Raw genomic sequence first — 23366 nt, 5'->3', positions numbered from 1 at the left:
GGTGCGTCGGCCAGTCCGCCGGCGCATCGCGCGAGCCAGGCGATACGCGCGCCGCACCTTCCTGCTTGGGTGGGGCGCAGCCGGATCGGCCATTATCGTTCAGCTCCTGACGCCCATGGCTCTGCTGTATCTGTGGTTGCGCTCGCCGACGGCATCGAGCCATCTACCAAGTGCCGTCCTGCCATATGCGACCGTCCTGGTATTTATGGCCGGATATGTGTGCATCATGGTGCTGGGGACCGCGGCAAGCATTATCCTGAAGGCCGCGATCAAGGGCTACAGCTCCGGCACACGCAGCCTCGTTATCTTCCTGATGAGTATCGGACTTTATCTCTTCGTCGCATTCATGGGTGCCGTGGTGGGGCGTGAGGCGCCGAAACTTCCGGGGCAGGTCCCTGTGCTGCTGACGTTCTACATTGCGCTCTACGTGATGTTTTCAGGTTGGACCACCAAGCACATCTGGGACCGGATTACCGACGACGGCCGGGACAGGCTGCACCTCTTCTTGGCTGGTCGCGCGATGCGACGCCGAGCGCAATCGCGCCTTACGGCTGTTGCCAGGCGGTCGTGAAGTCGAGAGCCTCGATCATGTCGAAAAGAGAGCAGCACGGGACCCCGAAGTCACGACAGACATCAGGCACCTTCCGGTTGGCACCCTGCTTGCCGGGTTTCGATACCTCGAAGCTTACGACCGTGCGTTCGCCCGGCTCGACGCGTCCGTAGGCCACCAGAAAGGGATCGCGCCCGACTAGCTCGACGCCGTTCTCGTCGAGGGGACCATAGCCTTGCAGGGTTGTATCGGCGACCAGCGCGGGGTCGAGATCCTCGGCCAGGATCAGCGCCGCGCGGCATTCTTCGGTGCAGAGCCAGTCCACGATGTCGCCCCGACCGGAGGTGACCTCCTCGAATTGCTCCAATGGAATTTTGACGTTGCCGAGGGTGCCTTGGTGTCGCAACCACTCCCAAAACACGGGAAAACGCCGGAGCGGATAGGCTCTGCGATCTCCTGTTATGAGCGTGTCGGCATCGAGCAGGTAGAGCAAGCGACCCCCGCTATGCCATCTGTTCGGTCATGCGACCGATCGCCGTGGGTTTTACGCCGAGCACCTTGCCCGCCTTGGTCGTCGTCAAGGCGCCACCCGCGACCATCCGATCGACAAGCGCGAGGAGACCCTGTCCAACCCGGTGGCGCCTTACGACATAATAGTCAGGCGCGCCTTTCGCTGGCTTTCGCGGAAACTCGAGACGGTCCTCATCGAACCGGGCGGCGAGCTGCCGGTACATGGCCGCATCGATGAGGCGCTCCCGTAAGAGGTTGTAGGCGACCATCTTGCGGCTGACTTTGCGAGCGTTTGCAAAGACGCCGATTTGGTCGATCAATCCGTCTAGGTCGGCGACACCGGCGAGCTCCTGCAGCTCCTCGCGGCCAAGAAGGAATTTCGCCGCCGCGTCATCGCACAGCCGCTCGATCACCTGTTCGCTGTCATATCCGCTGATACCGCTCTGCCCCAAAAGGATGTGGCCGAGCTCATGAAGAAGCGTGAACGGCCAAGCTGCCTTGGAGTCCGTTTCATTGACGACGATGAACGGCGCGACCTCGTCCGCGAGAGCCATTCCCCGGAAAACACCTGGGCTGAGATTGCTCGTCCAGTGGCCGAGATTGCCGATGAGCAGCACATAGACGCCCGCAGCCTCAACCGCATCGCGCAAGATCCGGAAGGCTTGCTCGATCGTCCGGGCCTGGCGGTAACCCTCTCGATCAAGGTTCAGCAGTTCACCCATCGCCTGAGCAAGAGCATCCGCACCCGCCCGTGGGTCAATGGACCCGACGAACGTCCGGATTTCAGCCTCTTCGGCGTCTTCTAATGCACCACGAACAAGGGACTGGCGGGTGCGAACGTCACGGACCAGCGCACCGACGGTCGCCTCCGCTCCGGCCTCCCGATCCGGAAGCGTCCGAAAGTCATGGGTTCGGGGGGGCGCTGCCGGTGGTTCGGGTAGGTAGAACGTGAGCAATGGACGACGATAGCGATCCGCCATTTTGAGCAATTGGGGGCGGCTGGGCTCGCGATCGCCCGCCTCCATCTCCGCCAGGCGTGCAGCGGCGCTTTCACCGCCAAGACCGATCCCTTTGGCGGCATCCTCAAGCGTCAGGCCCGCGCTCTCGCGCGCCCATGACAGGATCTGAGGATTGACCTTCGGCATGCTTGGTGGGGCTACTCCGCTGATGATGTTCCCTTGCTATATGCCTATGGTGCAGGCCTCTGTCATCGCCGAAGCGCGGCGCGGAAGCTAAACCGTTGAAACATAGGGAGTGATGTCGAATGGGGCAGGCGAAGCAGCGAGCAGCCGCGCGTGCAGGAGTTCACGCGGAAATTGATGCTCGGCTGCGGGGGCTCGGCATCGACACCACCCAGTTTGGCTTTTTCGATCAGCCGGCCTTTGCGGCGGAGGAAGGTCGCGACGGCACCTTCCTCGATCAATACGCCTTGTGGGTGCAATCCCGCCCGCGCACCGCCGAATATGATGAGCGCGTCCGTGCGATCGTCCCCCGGCTCGCCGAATTCCTGGCGGATCTGTTCGAACGTGAGGATATGCAGCGTAGCTGTGTTCATGTCTCGTCGATGATGCAGCGTATCCTCGATCGGCTCGGTGTCTGGAGTTTCGGGCTGAAAGGCTCGATGATTGCCGAAGTAGCCAGCGAAGATCTTTGGCGCGGACAGTCGATGTGTGACCTCTCCGATTTCCCTGGTGCCGAACTGGGCCACGCATGGGTCGTTGCGCCGCCTTTCGTGATCGTCGACGGAACGATCCGGCTGCAAAATCCTGTCGGCGACCCAATGAACAGCTACACCCCAGCCATTGTTGCGGTAGAGCATACGACGATGGTGAAGCCGACCGTCGACGACGTCGTTTCCGCTCAGCTTCGCGCCCGGATCGCTCGTGATGAAGGACGAGAAGACAGCCAACTCCATCACCGCCTGGTCCCAAACCTGAAGGATTTCAGTCGCAATTTCCCAAGCAGTGAGATCCGCTATGGCGAACTGGTACTCCGCTACGTCCCCGCTGGCGTGCGGATCAGCGATGTCGGGCTGGAGCAGATAAACGGCGCGGGCGAGAAACTTCGGGGTGATGAGGTTTGGAACGACCATGTCGCACCCGCCTTCGCCGACTTCATCGTTTGATCCGGTTGGCTCGCACGGGTCGCGCTAGCTTTTTAGGCGGTGCCGGCGGGAGCGAGCGTCTCGGCGCTGATCATCCGGACCGCAAGCTCGCCATGTCCAGCAAGCTGCTCGAGCAGCAAAACGCTGTGAGCCTCGGCGTCGTCTGCGGTGGTGAACATCTCCGTCGTGTAACGCCCACGCGCCATGCTGCAGCCTGGTATATCCTGAACTAGCGAGACGTAGCTGTCCGGCCAGCGACAGACGATGAGCCAGGGCCAGCCGGTGGTGGGTGGCTCATAGCGAGAAATCAGCACATTGTCCGAGACCAGGGCCGATGGACGGTGATCGAAAAAGTCTGGAGCCACGGGCCCCGGACGGGGAAGGTTCAGAAGGCGTTCCGCTTCCGCTTGTTCGTGGCTGGTCTCCAAAATCATCGCGTAATAGCGTCCGAGCCCGAGACCGTCGCCGCGCAGCGGTACGGGCACATCGACCAAGAGAACGCTTGGCGCTGAGATGATCGTCGAGGGATAGAGCATTCGTCGTCGCGCGAGGTCATCGGACAGGCGGTAGGTCGCAAGGCTCATCTTTTTGTCCGTCGGTCGGAGCCGTCGGCATCGGCTCATTGAAGCCGCCACCACCCTGCTCCACAAGCATCCGCAGATTCCGGCAAGAAGCAGACTATGAACATATGGCGCTGACTTTCAACGCGGTCCTCGACGAAGCGGGCATAAGCCCTGATTCCGTTCGTCTCCTGCGGCATCAAACGCATTCTGCGGGCCGGACGCCTTATTCGCTCTGGCGCGACGATCGGGCGGGCTTCCTCGTGTATCAAAGCCTTCAGACGAGCCAGAACCGCGCTCGTCTTTCCGCAAGATATTGGGCGAGCTTCGTCGTGACGCCCGCGGCAGCCACCCTGTTCGTGGGACTTTACGAAATCTCGCTCATCGGGAGTGCGCCCGACGACATTGTCGACCCGCTGCGTCACAAGCTCGCAACCGAAGGCGGCACCCGGCCGCTCGATCTCTATGCGCAAACCTCCGTATTCGCGTTGGAGGACATGAGCGGCCGTTTGACCATCGACTGGGGCGCAGGAACCCGGAGTTGGATCCAGCGTGCCGGTAGCCAGGCGAAGGCTATACTCGAATTGAGCCGCACGTTTCAGGAGGAAGCGTTCCCAGGTTATGTGCGGTTCATCGGCAACCTCTCGTCGCTGGAAGCACTGCCAAAGGGCTGGATCGCCGCGCTTACCGCGGCGCGGGGCGTTTACCTTCTGACCTGCCCGCGCACGCGCGAGCAATATGTTGGTTCGGCCACAGGCGAGAGCGGTTTCTTCGGCCGCTGGCTCACCTACATCCGAGATGGCCATGGCGGCAATCTGGGTCTGAAAAGTCGCGACCCGAGCGACTATCAGGCCAGCATTCTCGAAGTGAGCGGATCAAGCGCCACCGTCGAGGAGATCATCGCTGCAGAGCAGCTTTGGAAAGCGAAGCTACAAAGCCGGGAGCTGGGCCTTAACCGTAATTGAGGGTGTTTCACCGACCGGCGTGAAGTGCCCGACGTGCTTCCTCGGTGATCGTGTAAACCGCTTGCCGCTGGGCGCCCCGATTTTGGTGATCCACCCGGTAGCCCTGATAATGCCGCCTGACGAAGCCGGCGCGAACCAACTCGGAAACGGCGCGGCTGACATTTGTGCGGCCGGACTGACGAACCCGCTTGCGAACCTGAGCGTCGACGATCCTGTTTGCCGCCACCGGATCGACCGGAAGGGCACACTTAGCCTCAAGGTCTTGTCGCACCTTGTCTGCGATCGCGAGACGACGGGGGTCGCGCTGAGCGACGGGAACCAGTGCGTCGCATAGCCAATCCCGGACGGGAATCCGGCGGTCACCCTCGCGGATGTACGGTCCCGCCGATCCCGTCTGAGCACTCGCCTGGGCGATCAAGTTGAGCACCATGAAGCTGTAACGCGGTCGCTCGCATACGATCGTCAGCCGCTCCAGAATGGCCGGTAGGTCAAGCGGGCGCGTAGGCTCTCCGGCTTTCACCGGCCGAGCACAGTCCTCAAGGGAAAAGAGATCGGGCTGAAACATGGAACATTACAAGCACAGAGTGCCGGCAAAGTGAATCCCGCACAGGAGGGCCACAAAGACTTTAACCGCTCGTGGCACTTCACCGAGCGAGGTAAAGTGCCGCGAGCGGTACGGATTTTTGACGGCGGGGCGCGGCTAGAGGGTGATGAGGATGCGGCTCTTAAACAACTTACGCAATTGGATAGCCAACGCGCTACGTGTTGAGGAGCCGGCCGAGACCGCCGCGCTCCAAGAAACCAGCGAGCGTGATCTCCATACACTCGACAGCTGGCGACAGATGTTGTCGGGTCTGCCGCGAACGATCGAGTGCCCGCAAATGACGTTGTTCGGGCGCGACGAGGAAGGCGCGATCTTCAAGGGTTCGGGTCGCATCGAAATCGTCAGCACGACCAAGATGCGGTTCTATATGCATGCGGCGCCTTCGGTAGATTTGCGGCAGGCACTGGAGGTGTTCAACCGGCAGAAGTCGCAGCCGTATGACGCCCGTGACCTCCTCCGCTTGTTTGCGACGGACTATCGCGGGGTCGAATGGGTGGGCGGCTATACCCAGGTGGACTTCTTCGCCGACCACAATAACGGGTGGCCGCTGAGCGGCGAAATCGACGCACTGCACGCGCTGGCTAAAGGCTACTGGGTATCGAAGCGGAGCAATGTCGAGCTGTTGCTCGTGCCGCCAATCGACCTGCCGATGAGCGAGCCGCTGACAACCACGGCATTCATCGGCGAGCGCCGTATCTTGGCGAGCCGCGGGCCCGGCCAACACGTGATTGAGGTCCTCGGGACTAGCATCACCTTTTCGTATGAGCCGTCAGGCCAGGCGTTGTGGATCACTGCCGACGCGGGCGGGGTTCTCTCTCATCCGTTCTTGGAGAATTGGCTGACAGAGCCGCTGCGTATCCTGCTCGGCGTGCCGGTCTATCCGCGCATGGTCGCGCGCAACCTCGGTGACGGCACTGCGCATGTGTGGCTGCGGCCATCGCCGCGCCATCGGGAGCCGTCTGCGATCGGCTTGCTGCAGCCCTTCGCGATCGAACACGGACGGGCGGAAGCCTTTTGGAAGCTCTACGCCGACATTCTTACGTTCATCGTCAAGGTCGGATCTTTCGAAGCGAATCCGCTGACACGTTATTACGATGAGCTCGCCGAAGCCCAGCTCGGTTCGCGCTGGGTGCTCACGCTGACGCTCGCCGGCGCGGCTGAGGCACTGGCGAACGAGTTGATGACCGAGGACGACAGACGGCCAGAATTCTCCGATGAACTTCTTGCGTCAATGAAAAAGCAGATCGAGGCGTGGAAGGACGACCCCGCCTTGCGCGGCCGAATGCTCTCCAACCTTGGGATGGTGAGCAAGCGCAGCGTCGTCGCCTTCATGCGCCAACTCGGCAAGGCGGGCACGCTGGAGGCGGCGCACGTGCAGACTTGGTACGAGATTCGCAACTCGGTGATGCATGGCAATCTCGTCGAGCCATGGTCCAGCGAGGAAGGCGACGCCCGGCTGCACCAGATGCTCGATCTCCTCCACGCTCTAACCCGCGCCCGGATCGCCGCTGGCCGGTGATGCATCCCGTGGCTTATTCTGAGCGCATGCGTGCACCGCATGCGTGGTGGGGAGCGCCCCCCACGTGGTTGGAAAGACTTTTCCGGGAACCGGCAAAGTGTTTCCGGCTGGAACGACTTGGGGCCACTATTTCAGAGCGGTGACACCTCATCGTAGCGTCCCGCTTGGCGCAATTGGCGGACGATTCCATCGAAGGCAGCGGTCACACCCTGCGAGCGACCGATGTCATTGGCCTGGGCTGCCGCGTCCCAGAAATTCTCCAGAGGCCAGCGCTCCGGGCAGTGTTGAAGCAGGCAGCGCAAGGCCAAACGTACCTCGACGACGTCGACGCGAGTGTCGGAGGATCGTGCGGTCGCGGAGCGAAGGATATGGACGGAAAGGGCGATGACGACGCGCTGGTGGCGCGGAAGGGCACTCATAGCTCAGCGGAAATCGTGTGACTTGAACCGCACGACCTCCTTTGGATCCATGCCGTCAGCGTGAGGCGGCCAATAGCAGTTGCGTGGCTCGGGCTTCCAACCCTTGTCTCCGCGGTCGGGGGCGCCGGCATGGCGAGCTCCATCGCCTCGACCGGTCCGGTGCGGGAATGACAGCTCGCCCACTCGGTGAAGCAGATCCCCGTGATCGATGATCCGATCGCAGATGACGTGGATTACCTCGCCTTCTTTCTGGACCCTGCCCTTCATGCCGATCATCGATGCCGACATGACGGTTCGGCGCTGCGCCTCGAACCGGTCCGGCCAGAGTATGCCATTCGCGATGCCTGTCTCATCTTCAATCGTGATGAAGAGGACGCCCTTTGCCGAACCAGGTTTTTGTCGAACAAGGATGATGCCGGCGACCTCGACATGGCGACCGTCTCGGATGCTCGCGAGATCCGCGCAACGGGTCACGCCTCGCCGCGCCAGTTCGTCGCGGACGAATGTGAGAGGATGGGCGCGCAGTGACAATTGGAGCGAGCGGTAATCTTCGATCACCTCGCGACCATCCGTTAGCGGCCGCAGGGTGACGGCCGGCTCGAGGCCCTCGGCGCTCACGGTCTGCGCTTCGCGGTCAGCGGCCGCAAATAGCGGCAAAGGTGCCTCGCCGAGGCCCTTCACCTTCCAGAGCCCTTGGCGACGATCGGCGCCGAACGCGTGGTAGGCGTCGGCGTCTGCCAGCTTCTCGATAGCCGCCCGCTGGACCCGTGATCGGCGCCACACGTCCTCGACAGAATCGAACAGAGCGGTCGAGCGCGCGCCGACTATTGCCGCACCGTCTGCGTTCGAAAGACCGCGGACCTGGCGCAGTCCAAGCCGCACCGCGAGATAGCGGCCGTTCGTGGGCTCCAGCGTACAGTCCCACCGGCTCGCGTTGATGCAGGGCGGACGGACCTCCACACCGTGATCGCGTGCGTCGCGAACGATCTGCGCGGGCGCATAGAAGCCCATCGGCTGGGCGTTCATCAGGCTGGCGCAAAAGACGTCAGGGTGATGATGCTTCATCCAGGCCGAGGCATAGGCGATCTTCGCGAAGGAGGCGGCGTGGCTCTCCGGAAAGCCGTAGGAGCCGAAGCCTTCGAGCTGGCGGAAGGTGCGCTCGGCAAATTCGCGCGGATAATCGCGCGCCACCATCCCCTCGATCAGCTTCTCCGAGAAATGCGAGACCCCGCCGGTAAATTTGAAGGTCGCCATAGCCCGCCGCAAAGCGTCCGCCTCGGCGGCCGTGAAGCCTGCGCCGACGATAGCGACCTTCATCGCCTGTTCCTGAAAGAGCGGAACCCCCAGCGTTTTTTCCAGCACCGCACGCAGCTCGGGCCGGGGATATTCCGGCTTCTCCGCACCCTCGCGCCGCCGAAGGTAGGGATGCACCATGTCCCCCTGAATCGGCCCTGGCCGGACGATCGCGACCTGTATGACGAGATCGTAGAAGCGCTGCGGCTTCATCCGCGGCAGCATTGACATCTGCGCGCGGCTTTCGATCTGAAAGGTCCCAAGCGTATCGGCCTTCTGGATCATAGCGAACACCGCAGGGTCATCATCCTGCAGGTCCGCAAGGCCGATCTGGCAACCTTTCGCTTCCTCGAGAAGGTTGAAGGCGCGGTTCATGCAGCCAAGCATCCCCAAGCCGAGGACGTCGACCTTCATGAATTTCAGGGCGTCGATGTCATCCTTGTCCCATTCAATAATCTGCCGGTCGTCCATCGCGGCCGGTTCGATAGGTACCAGGTCGTCGAGACGGTCATGCGTGAGGACGAAGCCGCCGGGATGCTGGGACATATGGCGCGGCGTACCAATCAGCTTGCGCGCGAGATCGAGCGTCAGGCGCAGCCGGCGATCTCCGAGATCCAAATTGAGTTCTTCGACCTGCTTCTCGCCCACGCCTTCGGCCGACCAACCCCAGACCAAGCCTGCAAGCGAGGCGGTCAGATCTTCGGGCAGGCCCATCGCCTTGCCGACATCGCGCACCGCGCCGCGCGCGCGATAGCGGGTAACGACGGCTGTCAGAGCGGAGCGGTCACGGCCGTAGGTCTCGTAGATCCACTGAATAATTTCTTCACGGCGCTCATGTTCGAAATCGACGTCAATGTCCGGCGGTTCGCGGCGCTCGCCCGATACGAAGCGCTCGAAGAGTAACTCGTGCTTAATCGGGTCGATCGACGTGATGCCCAGCACGAAGCACACGCAGCTGTTCGCCGCAGACCCGCGTCCCTGGCAGAGGATGCCGCGACGTCGCGCTTCACGCACGATCGCATGGACGGTCAGGAAGTAGGGGGCGTAACCTAGTTCACGGATCAGCCGCAGTTCGTGGTCGATCTGGCTGCGGTAAGGTTGCGGCACATCACCATCGAACAGCCGGTCGACCGCATCGTTCGCCATCTGCTCAAGGGCTTCTTGCGCCGTGAGACCCTCGACCACCCGCTCGTGCGGGTATTGATAAGCGAGTTCGTCCAGACTGAAGGTGCAAGCGCGCGCGATGTCGACGCTGGCCTGCAGCGCATCGGGGTAGGCGCGAAAGCGCCGGGCCATTTCGTCGGGTGATTTGAGCGCTCGGTCGGCATTCACCTCCCGCCGGTAGCCGAGCTCGTCGACGGTGCACTTCTCGCGAACCGCAGTCACGACATCCTGCAGGAGGCGAGCCTCAGGCGCGTGATAGAGGACGTCGCCGGTCACGACGGCACGGACGCCGGCACCGCCCGCCTGACGGGCAAGCGCGTCAATCCGCACCGCGTCGTCGGGACGGCGACGCTGAAACAGCGCCATGTAGGCCCTGCGACCATAAATGGCCTTCAGGTCGGCAAGGCTGCTCAGATTTTCTGTGTCAGCCTCGTGCGGCAAGAGGATCGCGATGACGCCCTCTGACCACGGCTGCAGGTCATGCCAATGAAGGAGGCACCCGCCCTTTCCCGCTCGCTTCTTCCCGACGGTCAAAAGCCTGGTGACGCGCGACCACGCTGGTCTATCGGTCGGATAGAGGATGAGGCGACGACCGCAGGAGAGATCGACGCGTGTGCCCGCTATCGATCGCACCCCGGTCGCTTTCTGCGCCTCCCAGGCGCGCACGACGCCTCCTACGGTGCCGATGTCACCTATCCCGAGGGCGGGGTAGCCGAGCAGGGCTGCGGCTGAAAATAGCTCCTCCGGGCTCGATGCGCCGCGCAGCAAGGAAAAGTGCGTCAGCACCTGAAGCTCGACATAGGCGCTCATGCGAAAACGCCGTGGATCCACCAGCTAAGGTCGCCAGTGTTGTCGTCCATCCCATCGCCGCGCCGGAACAGCCAGTACCGGCCGCCATCTTCGTCCTCGACCCGATAATAGTCCCTGACGGCCCAGACCTCCGCATCGCGCCGCCACCATTCGCCATGGACACGTTCGGGTCCGTCGCCGGCGACGACCCGGTGAGCTGTGCCGCGCCATTCGAAGCGGCGGGGCGGCTGATCGGGGAGGAGTGCTACGACGCCCCATAGCGGCTCTGGTCGAGCGAACAGTCGAACCGGACGCTGCCATTTGGGCCAGTCGCCTGGAATATGGACAGGGTTCGTGCGTGCTACCGCGCGTTCCGGAACATGACTTTCAACGGGAGCGATCCGAAAAACCGAGCCGCTGCCGATACGGCCAGCGACCACATCCACCAAGCGAGCTGGGTCGCGGACGAGCGTGTCTCCTGCGAGCACCGCCCCTAGATCAATCGCGTCGAGAGGCTCCGTGTGGGGCGCTGCCAGCCAGAACTGCTCGATACCCAGGCCTGGGTCGATGCGCTCGATGCGCAGCTTCAGCAGTCGAAGAAGATGCGGCACCTCGCGTGTCGGCCGCGAAGTGCCGATGCCCACGATCTGTTCGCTGCCATCGACCCGCAGGCCGGCAAGGCGGAGCGAGCGGACGCCAAGCCCCCGCCCCTGCAGCAGCTCCCCGAGATCCCGCAGGAGATCGCCCATGACCTGCTCGATCGCTTCGGCGGTGCCGATCGGCTCCAGAAGGCGGCGCTCCACCACAGGGATGGATGGATCGTCGCGCGGAGTGATCGGCTCCGCAGTCGAGCCAAGCGCCTGATCGAGCCGGGTGATGGCCGGCAAGCCTAGTCGCCGCGCCAGGGGACCGCGCGCCACCGGCAGGAGATCAGCTACTCTCTCGAAGCCGAAGCGCCGCGCTGCACTGAGCGCCGTTGGGTCGAGCCTGAGTGCTGCGATCGGCAGCGAGGAGAGCGCGACCGTGGTGGTACCCGGCGTCACGCAGGCGAGATCGTCGGCGCCAAACCGGGCGATTGCGTGAGCCGCACCGGGGGTATCGGCGACGGCCACGCGAGCGGTAAATCCCGCCCGTCGGCAAAAGACGAGCAGTCTCTGACAGAACTGGTACTCGCCGCCATGGAGATGCTCGCACCCGGTGAGGTCGATCCACAGGCCATCGGGGGGCGACACCGCTGCGATCGGCGACCATCGCCTAATTGCAAAAAGCGCGAGCCGATCGAGCAGCGCCGCATCGGCCTCCGGCTCGGCAGGACGAAGGTCCAGGTCCGACACAAGCGCACGCGCGTGCGTGGCGGCCATGCCGACATGGATTCCGAGCGCTTGCGCGCCAGCGCACGCCGCGACGATCTCTTCTCGTCGCCCAACCTTCCCGAAGAGAGCCAGCGGGGTAGCGACCGCCTCCGCGACAGGTGCGGTCTGTTGCGGTTTCGCCGCTGGCGGCGCTTTGAATGGATGCTGAGCGGCCTCCGAACGACGGCCCAGCTCGCGGGCAGGCGGCTGCGCATGCCGTGGCAAGGTCGCGATCTGTGCCTCAACGTCCGCGCGCGTGAGCATTCCGCTGCGGGCCCACCGGGCACCCGGCCGCCAGCCGCCCCCGCGCGGGACGGAGCAAGCGCCGGGATCGTCGTCGACGGGTGGCTGGAGGCTCGGCCGACTAGGCGGCCGCGTGGCGGACCGTTCCTGCCGTCTCAGCCGTTCGATGGCCAAGTGCGGCAGGAACGCGGAGACGACCCGTCTCATCGCTGCCCTCCACGATCAGGGAAAAAGCCTCGCCACCTCGTTGGCGCGCGAGTTCGACCGTCCAGCGTGGCCGTCCTACACCGGCGACGCCGAGCCTCTCCGAAGGGGCGCTCGCGATCCGCCAGCGAGTCCAGGCAGCCGATGGCTCGCCAAACGGATCGTGATCACGGCGCCGCCGCCGTCGCAGGAGCAGGACCGGGAGGTCGGCATCAGCTGCAGCAAGCTGAAGGCGGCGGGAGGCGACCATCGAGACCTTCTCAGCCTCGGCAACGATGGCAGCAGGCGTACCGTCTCGGATCGCATCTTCGACCACCGCGAGCAACTCAGCATCATCGCGCGGCTGGGCGTGAATGACGGCAGCTGAGGACAACCCCGCCTGAGACAACGCCGGGGCGTACAGATCGCTGCGACAGCTTGCCCAAAGGACCGGTCCTGCGCTGATTGCAGCTTCCCGAGCGGCTATACCGCACAAAAACAGGGTCACCGCCGCATCGTCAACGAGCGAGCATGAATGCGCGGTCGCCTCATGGAGCGCTCCCGCTCTCAAGCCCCCGCTGGCAAGCCGCTGGTCAAGCTCGGGCACCCCGAAGGGCATCGTCCGGTACTCGGCGATGGGTGTCGCGATGGAGCGAAGCTGGGCTATGTTCGCAAGGCGGGAATCGACGGCAGGCATAAAAACAAAGACTCGGAGCGTTCCCCTTATGTTCTGCCATCCTTGTCTTTGGGTCAAGAGTTCGATCGTGTCGAGCTCCCGTCCGAGGACGACCTTTTCAGACCGCGCATCGGCTCGGCGGCAGCCCTAGTCCGTCCACTCGAAACAGCGACCACGCTCGATGAACATCCGCAGGATACGACCGGATCGCCGCACCAAGTCACGATCGCGACCGTGCTGGGGCGATTTCGCACCGTGAAACAGGTTGCAGCGAACGCAATATATGGTCCGTAAGAGCTGCGGCCAGGTTGGGACATCTCCGTCTGTCCAGCCCACTGGTTGCATCCGGACGCCCACGCGTCGACGGCGGTCGAAAAGCTCGTCGCGGTCCTGCGCCCAGAAGGCATCACGACCGAGCTTCTGCCGCACGTCCCGGACGTTGAGCACCGGCCATAATTGCGAGAAGGCCATCACGCGTCGTTGAAAATCGTCATCCTGCATCAGCTCTTCATAGGCATCGGTAGCTCGCCGGTTTTCGGCAATCGCGGTGATCATGGCCGCGTCATGGTCCGCGCCGGTCACCGATTCCATCCAGCCGTTGAAGCCCATCCAAAGGCTCATAAATGACATGAAGGCTGAGCGTTGCCGGTCAGCGTTATCGATCAGCTCGTGGCAAGATCGGCCGTTTCCGGGTCGAGCGATCGAAAATTGCTGAAGTGACCATCGTCGATATGCTTCCCGATTAGGCGATCGCCGCCGATATCTGGCGAAGCGTAGCCACGAAGGTATCCAGCAGCTGACGGCCTTGCATCGCTGCTGGCGCGGTATCATCGACCCCTGCCCGCTCCTTGCCGCTGGCGATGTTGCTCGAACCAAGATGTGCGTCGGCGAGCCGAAGATCGTAGATCCCGAAGAGCGGCGCCATCATCGTGCTCGCGTCGTTCCCAGGGATTAGACTGCCGAGGAGTTTCTCCAGCGCCTTATTCGAACCCGGCTTCCGACCATCCTTGGGTTTGGGCAGGTTGAGAGGCGCAAGGACGGCATCGACGTCGACCCGCTCCATGAAAAGGCGAGTGACCTCCTTGGCTAGCTCCAGCAAACCGTCTGCTTCAGCCGCCTGGAAGCGGTGCGCGCGGCGCAACAGCCGAGGCACGGCCTGGTCGTCGCGGAGGAGCGGGACGCCATATTTGCCGCTGAAAGCCGCGTCGATCTCCGCAAGCGCCGCGGCCAGCTGCGATTCTGGTGCGATCGTACTGGCCGGTGTCACATCCATCTGAGCGGCGAACAACTCCTCTGCCACGCCGCCGTCGGGCGTTACGTTATGAGCGCTCCACAGCCGCTGCTCCCAAGGATCGAGTGCTCCGATGTCTTTTGCGAAGACCGTGATCAGGCCGAGCCGGTTGACCCCGAAGTGGACACCGGTGCTGGCGCCCAGGCCTCCGGTTTCCGCGCTGTACCAATGCAGGCTCGCGCCGCGATGGCGCATCAAGGTGGAGACGACGGTGGGATCGAAATATAACCATGTCGACACCCCAGCCAGACCATCGCCCGACCTGCGGGTGCCGTCACTCTCCAGTATGAAGCTCGTGGTATGGGGATCCTTGTCGCCCCGGATGCGTGTACTCAGCCCGCTTGGCTGGACCCATTCCGTTCGCCACATGGCGCCCATCGTGCGGTACTGATCACTGGGGGTCGGCCAGCGCCCCGGTCCGGTTCGACCCTCCCGCTCGTCCCTGCCCCTGACTTCGGCGAAAGCGTCGCCTGGCCAGCTGTAGACAGGCTTGTCGATGGTGGTGGCGGTCCGCTGGTGATAGCTCGAACAATACAGGGCCATGCCGCGGGCGCTGAGGTAGTCACCAAGGAACTCCGGCCTAATCTCAAGCAGGATCGGGCGGTCCTCAGCATCTCGTTTCAATCGCGCGACCTCGGCCCAGCCCTCCTCCGGTCGAAACCAGCAATCACCTTCACGTAGAAGGCGGAGGGCCACGACCAGGTCGGGATGCAGGTGCCAGATGTGAAGGTGTTCGTCCTCGAGATACTGGTCGATCACGAGATTGGAACCGATCGGCTGAGTGGACCTGCCATAGAACAGGTCGGAAGCGCGATAGCCCCACGGTTCCATGCCGCCCCGGTGTGCGCCGACCCCCAAGTCGCTCCAGACGACCTTGTCGCCCTCTGATCGATGGGTGTCGAAGATCGCGGCAGTGGCGATGCCCGTATATTCCCGCAGCTCGACGATACCGGCCTCAGGTGGGTCGATCACGACATCGGCATCGTGGCGGAGCGGTATCCATGGCCGCCCTTGCAGCGGCAGCACATCACGCAACTCAAAATATCTCTGTACGATCGGCATAGGCACCCCCGGGTAGCGGAGCATGACTACCCCTGATTGCAGAGACCTTGAATCAGCTTTTTGCGATATTCTACCGTGCAGCAGGCGCCGTCGCAGAAGTCGCCGGTATCGGCTTGGTTATAGCTGCCACAAAGCACGGGACCATGTGGGCGAACGGTATCAGGAGGGATGATGAAGCTAACCAGCGATGCTGTCGAAGTGGTGAACCGCAATGCGCTCGTCACCGTCGCACTCAATCAAGGCTACAACGCCTATCTGCCGGTCTATGACAATGGCATCGACCTGATCCTGTTGAACGAGGCGACTGGCGATACCAAGCTGGTGCAGCTCAAAGGCCGGTGGACCATCGATAAGAAATATATCGGCCGAGACATCTGGATCGCGTTCCCCGACCGCGGTGTCTGGTACGTCGCACCGCACGACGAGATGCTGCGGTTAGGGGAAAGGCACACCACAACAAGCAGCTGGGCTCGAGGCACCTACAGCAAGAGTCCTCTCAGCAGGAGCGATTGCGAAGAATTGGCGTCCTATCGCTTCGGCGATCCGGACACGGTCATGGATGATGCCGCCGCTTTGAGCGCGGGCGGATAACATCCACTTTGGTGCAAAGCGCCGCAAGCTCTCGTGCACCACCTTACTCAGAGGGTGAGACCGATGCACAAAAGCAGGATCGCCGCCGCGCCCGCAGCGAGCTTCCCGCCGGCAACGACGCGTGCCGATCGCCCCACGCGAAGCCGCTTGCCCGTCCTGTCCATTCCGGAGCGGAGCCCGAGCACGCCGTCGGTCGCCAATACGGTGCCGATGATGAAGAGCAGAACCGAGATTGCCTTGGCAAAGCCGTGAGGTGACAGCCCGGTGACGATGAAGACCGCAACGAGCCCGATCGTGAGCAGGCCGTACAGTGCAAATCCGATGTCGAGCAGCCCGCGCAGCCGCTTCGGCCCGTTCCAGTCCGTAGGCCGTCGAAGGAGGATCATCGGGCGCAGGCAGAGCTGGCAGCTCTCGAGATTGCTGTCGCGCGGCCAGTGATTGATCAGATGGCCGCAATGCGGGCACCCCGGTCGACGGTATGGGAATGCGGTCGCCCGGATCAGCATGGCGAAGTCTCCGGCGCCGGTGCCAGATAATAGGCCGTGATGGCCGCCCCGATGATCATTCCCTCGACGGTGACCGACTTACCGATCAGGTGTCCGGCGATCACGTCCCCAACGAGCCGCCAGCGCATCCCGTCTCCCTCGATCAGCATCAGCCCACGTGGCGTCATGTCCACCACGCCGGTTAACCGGACAGGGCTGCTGGCCGTCATTCTGCTGCCTCGGCATAGACCCGGGTTTCCTCGGCCGAGGCGCCATTGAAGCATACCAAGGGACAGTGGAGGAGAAGCCGGCCGTGATAGTGCAGCGTGCGCCCGTCCAGCCTGATCGGATCGCGAGCGAGGCGTTGGCAGGATTTGTTCGATCGGTTCCTGAAAGCGCAGGGCGCGGCGAGCGGGGAGAGGGGCACCTTGGTCACTTCTTCCGCTTGGGATTGAGGCGGCGGTTCGCCGAAGAGGTCGCACTGTTCCATTACGGGTTCCGTTCTCCCCCCGAGTGGTGGCCGCGGTTGCCAGCGCTGGACCATGGCGGCGTGAAGTCGTCGCGAGATTTTCCGTCGATTCAACGAAGCGCTGCCAAGCGGCGTTGACTTCGTCTTCGGCGCGTTTGCGTCCCTCGCTGCCTTGCCGAAGCCCCAGCGGAGCTTGCCGGGATCAACCTTCTGCCGCTGGCGATACCGCTCGCGCGTATAGTCGCGGTCGTCGATCGCCACTACGCAGCCCCTTCGACGCTGGATTGATAGTAGACGCCTTGGTCGCGGTGCATCGCGATCTTCAGAAAGGCGGGGCACTCGACAAGCACCGCCAACCACGCCGCGCACTCGGCCCTTCCGAGCGCCGACGAGTGACTGGCCAGTTCCACCCAGACGAGGAGGGCGAGGCCGGCGATAGTCCCGATGCGGACGTCCCGCCGAAGGCCGGCAGGAAGCTTTAGAATGCTCGGTAGGCGCACCCATGCCGGGCTGGCGAGATCACCCCTGAGGTACAGCGGCGATGCGGCGTAGATCGCCAGTATGATCTGGGTCTCAAGCATGGTTCGCCCCCCGATCCGCGATCGCGCCCGCAGATCGATCCGAATGAAGCAACGGTGCGAGCGCCTCACGGACATTCGCCAGCGTCGGCTTGGTCTTTGCCGCGATGCGGATCGTCGTGTAGCCAGCGCCCGATGTCATCGCATCACGCTTTGCGTCGGTCGCGGCGTTATGGGTATAGTCGTCGACCTCGATCAAGGCGACGATCGTTCCAGTCTCCCGGTCCTGCACTACGAAGTCGATGATCTTCTGCGAGAAGCTGTTTCGATCAGCGGGGGACACCTTGCGCCCGAGCCGACGTGGAACCTGCAGGAGAGCCCCCATTGCCACCTGCGCGTGGATGCGGTGTGCGGGCAGGGCGCGCTCGATCGCCGCGAGCATGGCCAGCTCGCGGTCGGTAAGAAAGCGCTTGGCCACCGGCGCGGGCGGTCCACTCGGTGCCGCCGCGCTTTTCACCAGCGCAAGTATAATGACCGCGCAGACGATAAGAAATACGGTCGCGATTGGCGATCCGAACAGTTGTGTCATTGCGTCACCCCTCGGAATGGAAGGCGCGGCCAACAACCGGGGCCGCGCCGGTCTGCCGGTTACCAGCCGTCGCGGCGCCCCTCGCCGCTGTCCTTGAGCCCACGCCGGTCCAGACTGGAGCGCCGGATCTCCAGTTCAACGCCATCGCCCTTGTCGCGGGTTCGGATGTCGCGGGGATCCACATTGTTGCGCTTGGCGAAGTCCTCGGCTGCCTTGTCGCTGCCGAACTTGCCGACGTCGTCGAAATCCCATCCACTCATCGTCGTCTCCTTCAATCCGGCGGTCCGGCCGGTCGGTCGTCACAGATCGAGCCCCAGGCTGCGTTCCGGCAGCGGCGGCAGCACGTCGCTGCGGTCGGGCTTGAGCTCGGGCGGTGATTTGAGGGGATCGCCCGGTGCAGACGCAGCCTGGCCCTTCCCGGCAGTCGGAAGCGGCGGGTCGCCTGGCAAAGGCGGCAAGTCCGACAGATCGACAGGGCCGGGATCGAATTTTTCGCGCGGGCTGGTGCCCGTGCCGCGTTCCCGGTCGACGTCGAGCCGACCCACCGTTTCGAGCGCCGAGGTCTTGTTTCCGGGGTTGTTGTCGAGCTGGCGCTCGAGCTTCGCTTTATCGTCCACCACCATCGTCATTTCGTCGCGAACGCGGGTGACGCCGACGTTGAACAGGCGCTGGTTGGACAGGTTGCGCTCCTGGCTCGACATGACGGTGATCGCCTTGTCGGTGGTGATGCCCTGCGCCATGTGCATGTTCAGCGAGTAAGCGAGGTCGAGCCGCGACAGCATCGGATCGCCCAGGTCGAGCGTCAGCCGCTCCTTGCTCGCGGTTTCGACGGTGACGCCGCTCGCATCGATGGTGAGGACGCGTGCGAGGGCGGCGTTGTGGAGCCCCCTCCCCTTGTCGTTGGCGGTCCAGCGAATGCGATCGCCTTCGCGCAGATGAAGATCTTTCTTCTCGCTGAGCTGAAGGCGGTCGCGCTTCTCGGTTGGCGAGAGTTTCTGTGGGTCGAACCGGATGCGCCGGCGACCGTCGAGAAGATCGACCTTGCCGTTGGGGTGGACCTTGTCGACGTCGTAGCGGCCGGCGGCGAGGCCGACGTCCTGACCGCCTCCCCTGCCTACCTCGAGGGTTTGTCCGGGCCGGTAGGTGGATGCGTACCGCAACTCCTCGCGCGTGGTATTCACCCGCTCGTAGACGGTGAGGTGAATCCCCTCGCCGCGCACGGTCTTCTCGGCCGCAAGCCCGTCCTGAATGCGTTGATTGATGATCGCGCGCGAGGCGCGGCCCGACGCGAACACCGCCGTCGACTCCCGATCGGCGCTCGAGAGTCCGAGCCACATTTCGGCTGCGTGCAAGGCCGGGCTATTGTGCTCGATGACGCTGTCGCCAAGCACCTTCATGGCCTTGCCCGCTTCGCCGACATTGGCCAGGGCCGCGACGGTGCGCAGCTGATCGGTGCGCTGGCGGATGTTCTCGTCCATGCGCGCCATGGTTCCCCCGCCGGCCTGGATGAGCGCGAACGACTTTCCGGCATCGATCGAGGAGAGCTGCTGCCGGTCGCCAACGAGAACGAGTTTGTCGACGCCCAGCGCGGCCGAGATTTGATGGAGCTTCAGCATGTCGTCGCTCGACACCATCGAGGTCTCGTCGACGACGAGCATCTGGCCGCCGAACACGGCCCGCGCCTGCTCATAGGCGTCGCCCTGCCGGTTCGTGACGTGCCGCTCGTTGGCAAGAATGAAGGAGGCGATGGTCTGGGACTTGATTCCGGCGCCCTCTGCGAGGTCCGCCACCATCTTGTTCTGGAAGGCGAGGCCCGTGACGGCCCGCCCCTCCGCCTCGGCGACCCGCGCGACGGACTGCAGCATGGTCGACTTGCCGGCGCCGGCTATGCCCTGCACCACCACCGTCCGGTCCTCCGAAGAGACAATCAGTGTGGCGGCGGCGAGCTGCCCGGCGTTGAGCTCGCGATCCGCATGTGCCTGCAAGCGCTCGGGAGCCTCGCTGGCCGCAATCATCGGAGTGGAAGCGCCCTTCCCCTGCTCCACCGCCTTGAGAATGCGCTCCTCGGTCCTGAGGGCCTCCTGCGTGGTCACCATGCGGGGCCGGGTGTCGCCCACGCGCGCCTCGCCCGCGATCAGCTGGCCGCGTTCCACAAGCTGAGCGATCCGCCGCTCGACATGGTCGACCGTGACGCCCTTCAGACCGAGATCCAGAGCGGTCTTGCCGAGCTGGTTGACGTTGAAGGCGGCTTCACGCTCGGAAAGCATGCGCACGGCGGACGCAACAGCCAGCTGCGCACGAGCTTCTGCCGGCGAGTGGGTCACCCGAGCCAGGCCCCGATCGACGAGAGGATCGTGCGGCTTGAGGACGTCGCCAAGCTTTTCCCAGGCGTTCGTAAGCGCCTCGGAGACGGCGCGATAGCCGCGCTCGAGAGCGCTTCCCGGCTCGCGCTGTTCGGATCTTGCAAGCGCCGCCTCGAGCAGGGCCTTGCCATCGAAGCCGAGGGCCGCCGCCTTCTCGATCCACTCGCGTCGGAGGCCGTCGCGGTCCTCAACATTCAGCTTGGGATCGCGCGTATTGGTGGTGACGCTGTCGCGCCCTTTGGGAGAGGTAATGCCGAGCTCGGCCGCCTTCTCGAGAATGGCTTCGCGGCGCTGGCTGAACGCCTCCAGCACCGCCTTGGGGACACCGGCTACCTCGAACGTCCCGTGCTTGCCCTTGAGCTCTAGCCTGTAGCCCAGCTTCTCCATCTCCTCGCGCAGGAAGGCGTGGTAGATCGAGCCGATCACCGTGTTGTTGCTCCAGATCTTGTCGGCATGGAGCGCCTGCCATTTGCCGTCGGGCATCTTGGTCAGGTTGGCGATTACTGCGTGGACGTGCGCCTGAGGATCGAGGGCGCGGCTCGTGTCATGCTGGAACAAGGCGAAGACGAGGTTGCCGGTCTGCACCGGAACCTTGCGCCCTTCCACGTCCTTGCGCCCTTCGGCGAGGTTCTTCTCGACCCAGGCCATCGCCCGCGCGACCGCCTTCATGTTGGCGCCGTTCTCGCCGAGGATCCGCTTGTCGCCGGTGACATAGGCGAGCAGCGACACCGACTTCGGAGCCGAGAAGGTGAGGTCGACGCCCGATCGCCGGTTCTCGACCTGTGCCACGCCCTCCCCGCTCGGCAGAATACCGTTCAGGATGCCTTCGAAGGCATCCTTCGCCACCTCGCCGGACAAGCCCAGGTCGGAGGCGCCCTCGCCGCCCCAGGCACTGACCTCCGAGCTGTCGTCGACGGTGTAATAGTCGTCCTTGGCGAAGTAGCCGGCGGCGCCGGAGGCGGAACGGACGGAGGCGACCGAGAGCACTGGCTAGATCCCCATGTCCATGCCGTCAGGCTCGCGGCCGGCGGAGAAATCCTGGCGTAGCTCGACGATCGTCTGATCCTCGACCCGCGGCGCGCTGTGATGGCTGCGACCGTCCTTTCGATCATCACGTTCTCGGGCCTGCGCTGCCTCCTGCTCTGCTGCCGCGCGCGCAGTCTGTGCGATGTCGGCCGCATGTTGACGGGGTGCCTGTCCGTCGCGGTCGGCGTTGTTTTCGTGAACCCCCTTGCTGGTCGATTCCTTCTCCGCATCGACCTCGGCAGACAGGATGCGCGGCCATTTCCTTCGCCACGTTGACCGGCTCTACCACCTCCTGGATCACCTGGCCGGCACCATCACGCCCACCGGCTTCACCACCCCCTTCTCCGTCGAACACTTCCTCTCCGCGCTTCGATCGCACCGGCTTCATGTCGGGCGGGGCAGGAAGCCGTCCGCGACCTGGGGATAGTCCTTCCAGACGAGCTTGATCCGAGCGGCCGGGAAGCCGTCGGGGAACTTCACGAAGCCATGCATCGAGGGCAGGTTCGTGATGTCGTCGGCGATCACGAGCGGTTCGACCTGCTTGCGCGGAGTCAGCGTCGAGGCGTCGCGCGTGTTGTTGTAGCCGTAGCTGTAGGCCTCATCCATCTGGCGGACTTCGCGGTTGCCGATATAGCGGGCGCACTGCTCGGCGGTGTCGAGATCGGCGGTCGCGAGGATGAGCTTGGAGCGGGCAAGCGAGGCGAGATTGCGGGCGCCCTGCTCGCCATAGACCTCGACCAGCTTTTCGAAGCTGTGGATGCCGAGGATCATTGCGCCGCCGAAGGCGCGGGCCGTCTGAAGGCCATTCTCGATGGCTGGCAGCCGGTGAAGTGCGCCGAGCTCGTCGAACATGAACCAGGTGCGCAGCGACCGCGTGCGCGGCATGGTCATGAGCCGGTTGATGGCGAGGTCCATCCAGAGCGTCAGCAGCGCCCGGTTCATCGGCATGTCGACGTAATTTGAGGTGATGAAAAGGATGGAGCCTGGCTTCTTCTCACCCGTGATCCATTCGCGGATCGAGAAGCGCGGACCCTCGTCTGGCAGGAAGCGGAGGACCTGCGCGTTCGTGTTGAAGACGGCGCGGATCGACTCCGCCATGCGGGCGGCTTCCGGGGCCGTCAGAGGGTCGGCGATGGTGTTCTGAAGGTAGCGGTGAACGCGCTTTAGATCGGCCGTCATCAGATGTTCCGACAGCGCGAGATTGGTGGTCTCACCACGCTCCTGCAGGCGGACGCACATTTCGATGAAGAGAGTTCGCGCCGCGAGCGCCCAGAACGGTTCTGAGGAGCCGCCGTCCACGGGATCAGGGCGCAGCGGCGGCGGTAAACTCACTGTGGGTGCAGCAGTCCGAAAAGATCGACCATGCGGGCAGCGCCGGTCCATCGGATTGAGGATCGTATCGGCTCGGGGTCATAGAATGCCTCGACATAGGCACCGGTGAGATCAAAGATGACGGCGCTGTCCTGACGCTCGCGCATCTGCTTGACGAGGCTGCGCAGCTCGGTCGTCTTGCCCGACCGGTGGTGCCGACCAGCATCGTGTGCGACTGTTCCATCCGGTGCGGGAACGGGATGCCGGCGAGTATGTAGGGATGGTGGATCCCGGCGGCCTTGCGCGCCGCAAAGGGCAGTTGCAGCACCTGCCGCGGCGAGAGGTCGGGCAGGCACTCCCGGGCTTCCTTTTCGAAACGCCGCCTGGTTGTGTTGGGACACCTCCGCGAGAAGCAGTTCGCGCTCGACTAGCATGGCGCCCCGCTCGTGTCGCTCCTGCAGGATCGACCGGCCCCGACGCCGCGAAATATCGACGAACCAGATGGTCAGCGGGATCGTGAGAAAGACGGAGACGAGGATGGCGCCGAGCAGGCCCCGCACGGCCACACTCCAGGCCCTCTGGACCTCGGGCATATACTGCACGACCGCCATGATCGTGCGGTGGATTTCGCCGTTGGGGAGGGTGACGTTGACCCGCTTGGCAGGGTCCAGTCCGACCCAGTCCCCAAAGCATCGCGTAGAGCTTCATGCAGACGAGCTGGAAGCCGTGC

At 63.8% G+C, this 23366-nt stretch carries 24 protein-coding genes; 6 read left to right on the top strand and 18 right to left on the bottom strand.

What is annotated here, in order from left to right; all coding sequences use genetic code 11:
* The first annotated feature begins 115 nt into the window (after positions 1-115).
* Positions 116-571: a hypothetical protein gene (locus JW805_19300; GenBank protein ID MBN2974149.1), complete on the top strand. Its 456-nt coding sequence runs from the start codon at positions 116-118 to the stop codon at positions 569-571.
* Here the strand turns inward: JW805_19300 and JW805_19295 are convergent.
* Positions 546-1043, bottom strand: coding sequence for a DUF4411 family protein (locus tag JW805_19295; GenBank protein ID MBN2974148.1), 498 nt, complete (start codon positions 1041-1043; stop codon positions 546-548). The genes JW805_19300 and JW805_19295 overlap by 26 nt on opposite strands.
* A 10-nt stretch (positions 1044-1053) precedes the next feature.
* Complete coding sequence (locus JW805_19290; GenBank protein ID MBN2974147.1) at positions 1054-2205, bottom strand: ImmA/IrrE family metallo-endopeptidase; 1152 nt, start codon at positions 2203-2205, stop codon at positions 1054-1056.
* A gap of 119 nt (positions 2206-2324) precedes the next feature.
* On the opposite strand from JW805_19290, the gene JW805_19285 reads away from it, so the two are divergent.
* Entirely contained in the window at positions 2325-3185 is an 861-nt protein-coding gene (locus tag JW805_19285) for a hypothetical protein (protein ID MBN2974146.1), read from the top strand.
* A 32-nt stretch (positions 3186-3217) separates the two neighbouring features.
* Here JW805_19285 and JW805_19280 read toward each other — a convergent pair whose 3' ends face one another.
* Positions 3218-3748 (bottom strand): hypothetical protein, encoded by a 531-nt coding sequence (locus JW805_19280; GenBank protein MBN2974145.1) that lies wholly within the window; start codon positions 3746-3748, stop codon positions 3218-3220.
* A 104-nt stretch (positions 3749-3852) separates the two neighbouring features.
* Here JW805_19280 and JW805_19275 point away from each other — a divergent pair, with 104 nt between their 5' ends.
* A complete protein-coding gene (locus tag JW805_19275; GenBank protein MBN2974144.1) occupies positions 3853-4689 on the top strand; it encodes a GIY-YIG nuclease family protein in 837 nt (278 codons plus the stop codon).
* 7 nt (positions 4690-4696) lie between these two features.
* Here JW805_19275 and JW805_19270 read toward each other — a convergent pair whose 3' ends face one another.
* Entirely contained in the window at positions 4697-5254 is a 558-nt protein-coding gene (locus tag JW805_19270; protein ID MBN2974143.1) for a hypothetical protein, read from the bottom strand.
* A gap of 151 nt (positions 5255-5405) precedes the next feature.
* Here JW805_19270 and JW805_19265 point away from each other — a divergent pair, with 151 nt between their 5' ends.
* On the top strand, positions 5406-6812 hold the full coding sequence (locus JW805_19265) for a hypothetical protein (protein MBN2974142.1): 1407 nt from the start codon (positions 5406-5408) through the stop codon (positions 6810-6812).
* A gap of 131 nt (positions 6813-6943) precedes the next feature.
* Here the strand turns inward: JW805_19265 and JW805_19260 are convergent, their stop codons facing one another.
* The 3 genes from JW805_19260 to JW805_19250 are packed head-to-tail and all read right to left on the bottom strand — an operon-like array spanning position 6944 to position 12093.
* Positions 6944-7231 (bottom strand): hypothetical protein, encoded by a 288-nt coding sequence (locus JW805_19260; GenBank protein MBN2974141.1) that lies wholly within the window; start codon positions 7229-7231, stop codon positions 6944-6946.
* Positions 7232-7234: 3 nt separating this feature from the next.
* Complete coding sequence (locus JW805_19255; GenBank protein ID MBN2974140.1) at positions 7235-10498, bottom strand: error-prone DNA polymerase; 3264 nt, start codon at positions 10496-10498, stop codon at positions 7235-7237.
* Complete coding sequence (locus JW805_19250; protein ID MBN2974139.1) at positions 10495-12093, bottom strand: DNA polymerase Y family protein; 1599 nt, start codon at positions 12091-12093, stop codon at positions 10495-10497. Before JW805_19250 ends, JW805_19255 begins: the two co-directional genes overlap by 4 nt.
* Positions 12094-12205: 112 nt before the next feature.
* On the opposite strand from JW805_19250, the gene JW805_19245 reads away from it, so the two are divergent.
* Positions 12206-12643, top strand: a complete 438-nt coding sequence (locus JW805_19245) for a hypothetical protein (GenBank protein MBN2974138.1) — start codon at positions 12206-12208, stop codon at positions 12641-12643.
* Positions 12644-13078: 435 nt separating this feature from the next.
* Here the strand turns inward: JW805_19245 and JW805_19240 are convergent, their stop codons facing one another.
* On the bottom strand, positions 13079-13540 hold the full coding sequence (locus JW805_19240; GenBank protein ID MBN2974137.1) for a hypothetical protein: 462 nt from the start codon (positions 13538-13540) through the stop codon (positions 13079-13081).
* 133 nt (positions 13541-13673) lie between these two features.
* Entirely contained in the window at positions 13674-15284 is a 1611-nt protein-coding gene (locus JW805_19235) for a hypothetical protein (GenBank protein MBN2974136.1), read from the bottom strand.
* A gap of 168 nt (positions 15285-15452) precedes the next feature.
* Between JW805_19235 and JW805_19230 the strand changes: the two genes are divergently transcribed.
* Positions 15453-15875, top strand: coding sequence for a hypothetical protein (locus JW805_19230; GenBank protein ID MBN2974135.1), 423 nt, complete (start codon positions 15453-15455; stop codon positions 15873-15875).
* 47 nt (positions 15876-15922) lie between these two features.
* Here JW805_19230 and JW805_19225 read toward each other — a convergent pair whose 3' ends face one another.
* From JW805_19225 to JW805_19185, 9 genes are all read right to left on the bottom strand, one after another.
* On the bottom strand, positions 15923-16381 hold the full coding sequence (locus tag JW805_19225) for a hypothetical protein (GenBank protein ID MBN2974134.1): 459 nt from the start codon (positions 16379-16381) through the stop codon (positions 15923-15925).
* Entirely contained in the window at positions 16375-16590 is a 216-nt protein-coding gene (locus JW805_19220; protein ID MBN2974133.1) for a hypothetical protein, read from the bottom strand. The genes JW805_19225 and JW805_19220 overlap by 7 nt, the downstream gene beginning before the upstream one ends.
* Positions 16587-17090: a hypothetical protein gene (locus tag JW805_19215; protein MBN2974132.1), complete on the bottom strand. Its 504-nt coding sequence runs from the start codon at positions 17088-17090 to the stop codon at positions 16587-16589. Before JW805_19215 ends, JW805_19220 begins: the two co-directional genes overlap by 4 nt.
* Positions 17090-17410 (bottom strand): hypothetical protein, encoded by a 321-nt coding sequence (locus tag JW805_19210; GenBank protein ID MBN2974131.1) that lies wholly within the window; start codon positions 17408-17410, stop codon positions 17090-17092. Before JW805_19210 ends, JW805_19215 begins: the two co-directional genes overlap by 1 nt.
* Positions 17403-17936, bottom strand: a complete 534-nt coding sequence (locus JW805_19205) for a DUF2726 domain-containing protein (GenBank protein ID MBN2974130.1) — start codon at positions 17934-17936, stop codon at positions 17403-17405. Before JW805_19205 ends, JW805_19210 begins: the two co-directional genes overlap by 8 nt.
* Before the next feature lie 59 nt (positions 17937-17995).
* The gene (locus tag JW805_19200; GenBank protein ID MBN2974129.1) at positions 17996-18196 is read right to left on the bottom strand and encodes a hypothetical protein; all 201 of its coding nucleotides are present in this window, start codon (positions 18194-18196) and stop codon (positions 17996-17998) included.
* 39 nt (positions 18197-18235) lie between these two features.
* Entirely contained in the window at positions 18236-21286 is a 3051-nt protein-coding gene (locus JW805_19195; protein ID MBN2974128.1) for a conjugative relaxase, read from the bottom strand.
* Positions 21287-21709: 423 nt separating this feature from the next.
* Entirely contained in the window at positions 21710-22708 is a 999-nt protein-coding gene (locus JW805_19190; GenBank protein ID MBN2974127.1) for a type IV secretion system DNA-binding domain-containing protein, read from the bottom strand.
* A complete protein-coding gene (locus JW805_19185) occupies positions 22654-23196 on the bottom strand; it encodes a type IV secretion system DNA-binding domain-containing protein (protein ID MBN2974126.1) in 543 nt (180 codons plus the stop codon). Before JW805_19185 ends, JW805_19190 begins: the two co-directional genes overlap by 55 nt.
* Positions 23197-23366 lie beyond the last annotated feature (170 nt).

The sequence above is a fragment of the Roseomonas aeriglobus genome (genome assembly GCA_016937575.1).
GTDB classification, from domain to species: domain Bacteria; phylum Pseudomonadota; class Alphaproteobacteria; order Sphingomonadales; family Sphingomonadaceae; genus Sphingomonas; species Sphingomonas aerigloba.
Note: the sequence above shows the minus strand (reverse complement) of the source record. Positions and strands in the feature narration are given on the sequence as shown.

Bases quoted from the DNA above. Each gene is read 5' to 3' on its own strand.
- JW805_19300 (MBN2974149.1), top strand. From the start codon at position 116: ATGGCTCTGCTGTATCTGTGGTTGCGCTCGCCGACGGCATCGAGCCAT.
- JW805_19290 (MBN2974147.1), bottom strand. From the start codon at position 2,205: ATGCCGAAGGTCAATCCTCAGATCCTGTCATGGGCGCGCGAGAGCGCG.
- JW805_19285 (MBN2974146.1), top strand. From the start codon at position 2,325: ATGGGGCAGGCGAAGCAGCGAGCAGCCGCGCGTGCAGGAGTTCACGCG.
- JW805_19280 (MBN2974145.1), bottom strand. From the start codon at position 3,748: ATGAGCCTTGCGACCTACCGCCTGTCCGATGACCTCGCGCGACGACGA.
- JW805_19275 (MBN2974144.1), top strand. From the start codon at position 3,853: ATGGCGCTGACTTTCAACGCGGTCCTCGACGAAGCGGGCATAAGCCCT.
- JW805_19270 (MBN2974143.1), bottom strand. From the start codon at position 5,254: ATGTTTCAGCCCGATCTCTTTTCCCTTGAGGACTGTGCTCGGCCGGTG.
- JW805_19265 (MBN2974142.1), top strand. From the start codon at position 5,406: ATGCGGCTCTTAAACAACTTACGCAATTGGATAGCCAACGCGCTACGT.
- JW805_19260 (MBN2974141.1), bottom strand. From the start codon at position 7,231: ATGAGTGCCCTTCCGCGCCACCAGCGCGTCGTCATCGCCCTTTCCGTC.
- JW805_19255 (MBN2974140.1), bottom strand. From the start codon at position 10,498: ATGAGCGCCTATGTCGAGCTTCAGGTGCTGACGCACTTTTCCTTGCTG.
- JW805_19250 (MBN2974139.1), bottom strand. From the start codon at position 12,093: ATGCTCACGCGCGCGGACGTTGAGGCACAGATCGCGACCTTGCCACGG.
- JW805_19240 (MBN2974137.1), bottom strand. From the start codon at position 13,540: ATGGGCTTCAACGGCTGGATGGAATCGGTGACCGGCGCGGACCATGAC.
- JW805_19235 (MBN2974136.1), bottom strand. From the start codon at position 15,284: ATGCCGATCGTACAGAGATATTTTGAGTTGCGTGATGTGCTGCCGCTG.
- JW805_19230 (MBN2974135.1), top strand. From the start codon at position 15,453: ATGATGAAGCTAACCAGCGATGCTGTCGAAGTGGTGAACCGCAATGCG.
- JW805_19225 (MBN2974134.1), bottom strand. From the start codon at position 16,381: ATGCTGATCCGGGCGACCGCATTCCCATACCGTCGACCGGGGTGCCCG.
- JW805_19220 (MBN2974133.1), bottom strand. From the start codon at position 16,590: ATGACGGCCAGCAGCCCTGTCCGGTTAACCGGCGTGGTGGACATGACG.
- JW805_19210 (MBN2974131.1), bottom strand. From the start codon at position 17,410: ATGCTTGAGACCCAGATCATACTGGCGATCTACGCCGCATCGCCGCTG.
- JW805_19205 (MBN2974130.1), bottom strand. From the start codon at position 17,936: ATGACACAACTGTTCGGATCGCCAATCGCGACCGTATTTCTTATCGTC.
- JW805_19200 (MBN2974129.1), bottom strand. From the start codon at position 18,196: ATGAGTGGATGGGATTTCGACGACGTCGGCAAGTTCGGCAGCGACAAG.
- JW805_19190 (MBN2974127.1), bottom strand. From the start codon at position 22,708: ATGGACCGGCGCTGCCCGCATGGTCGATCTTTTCGGACTGCTGCACCC.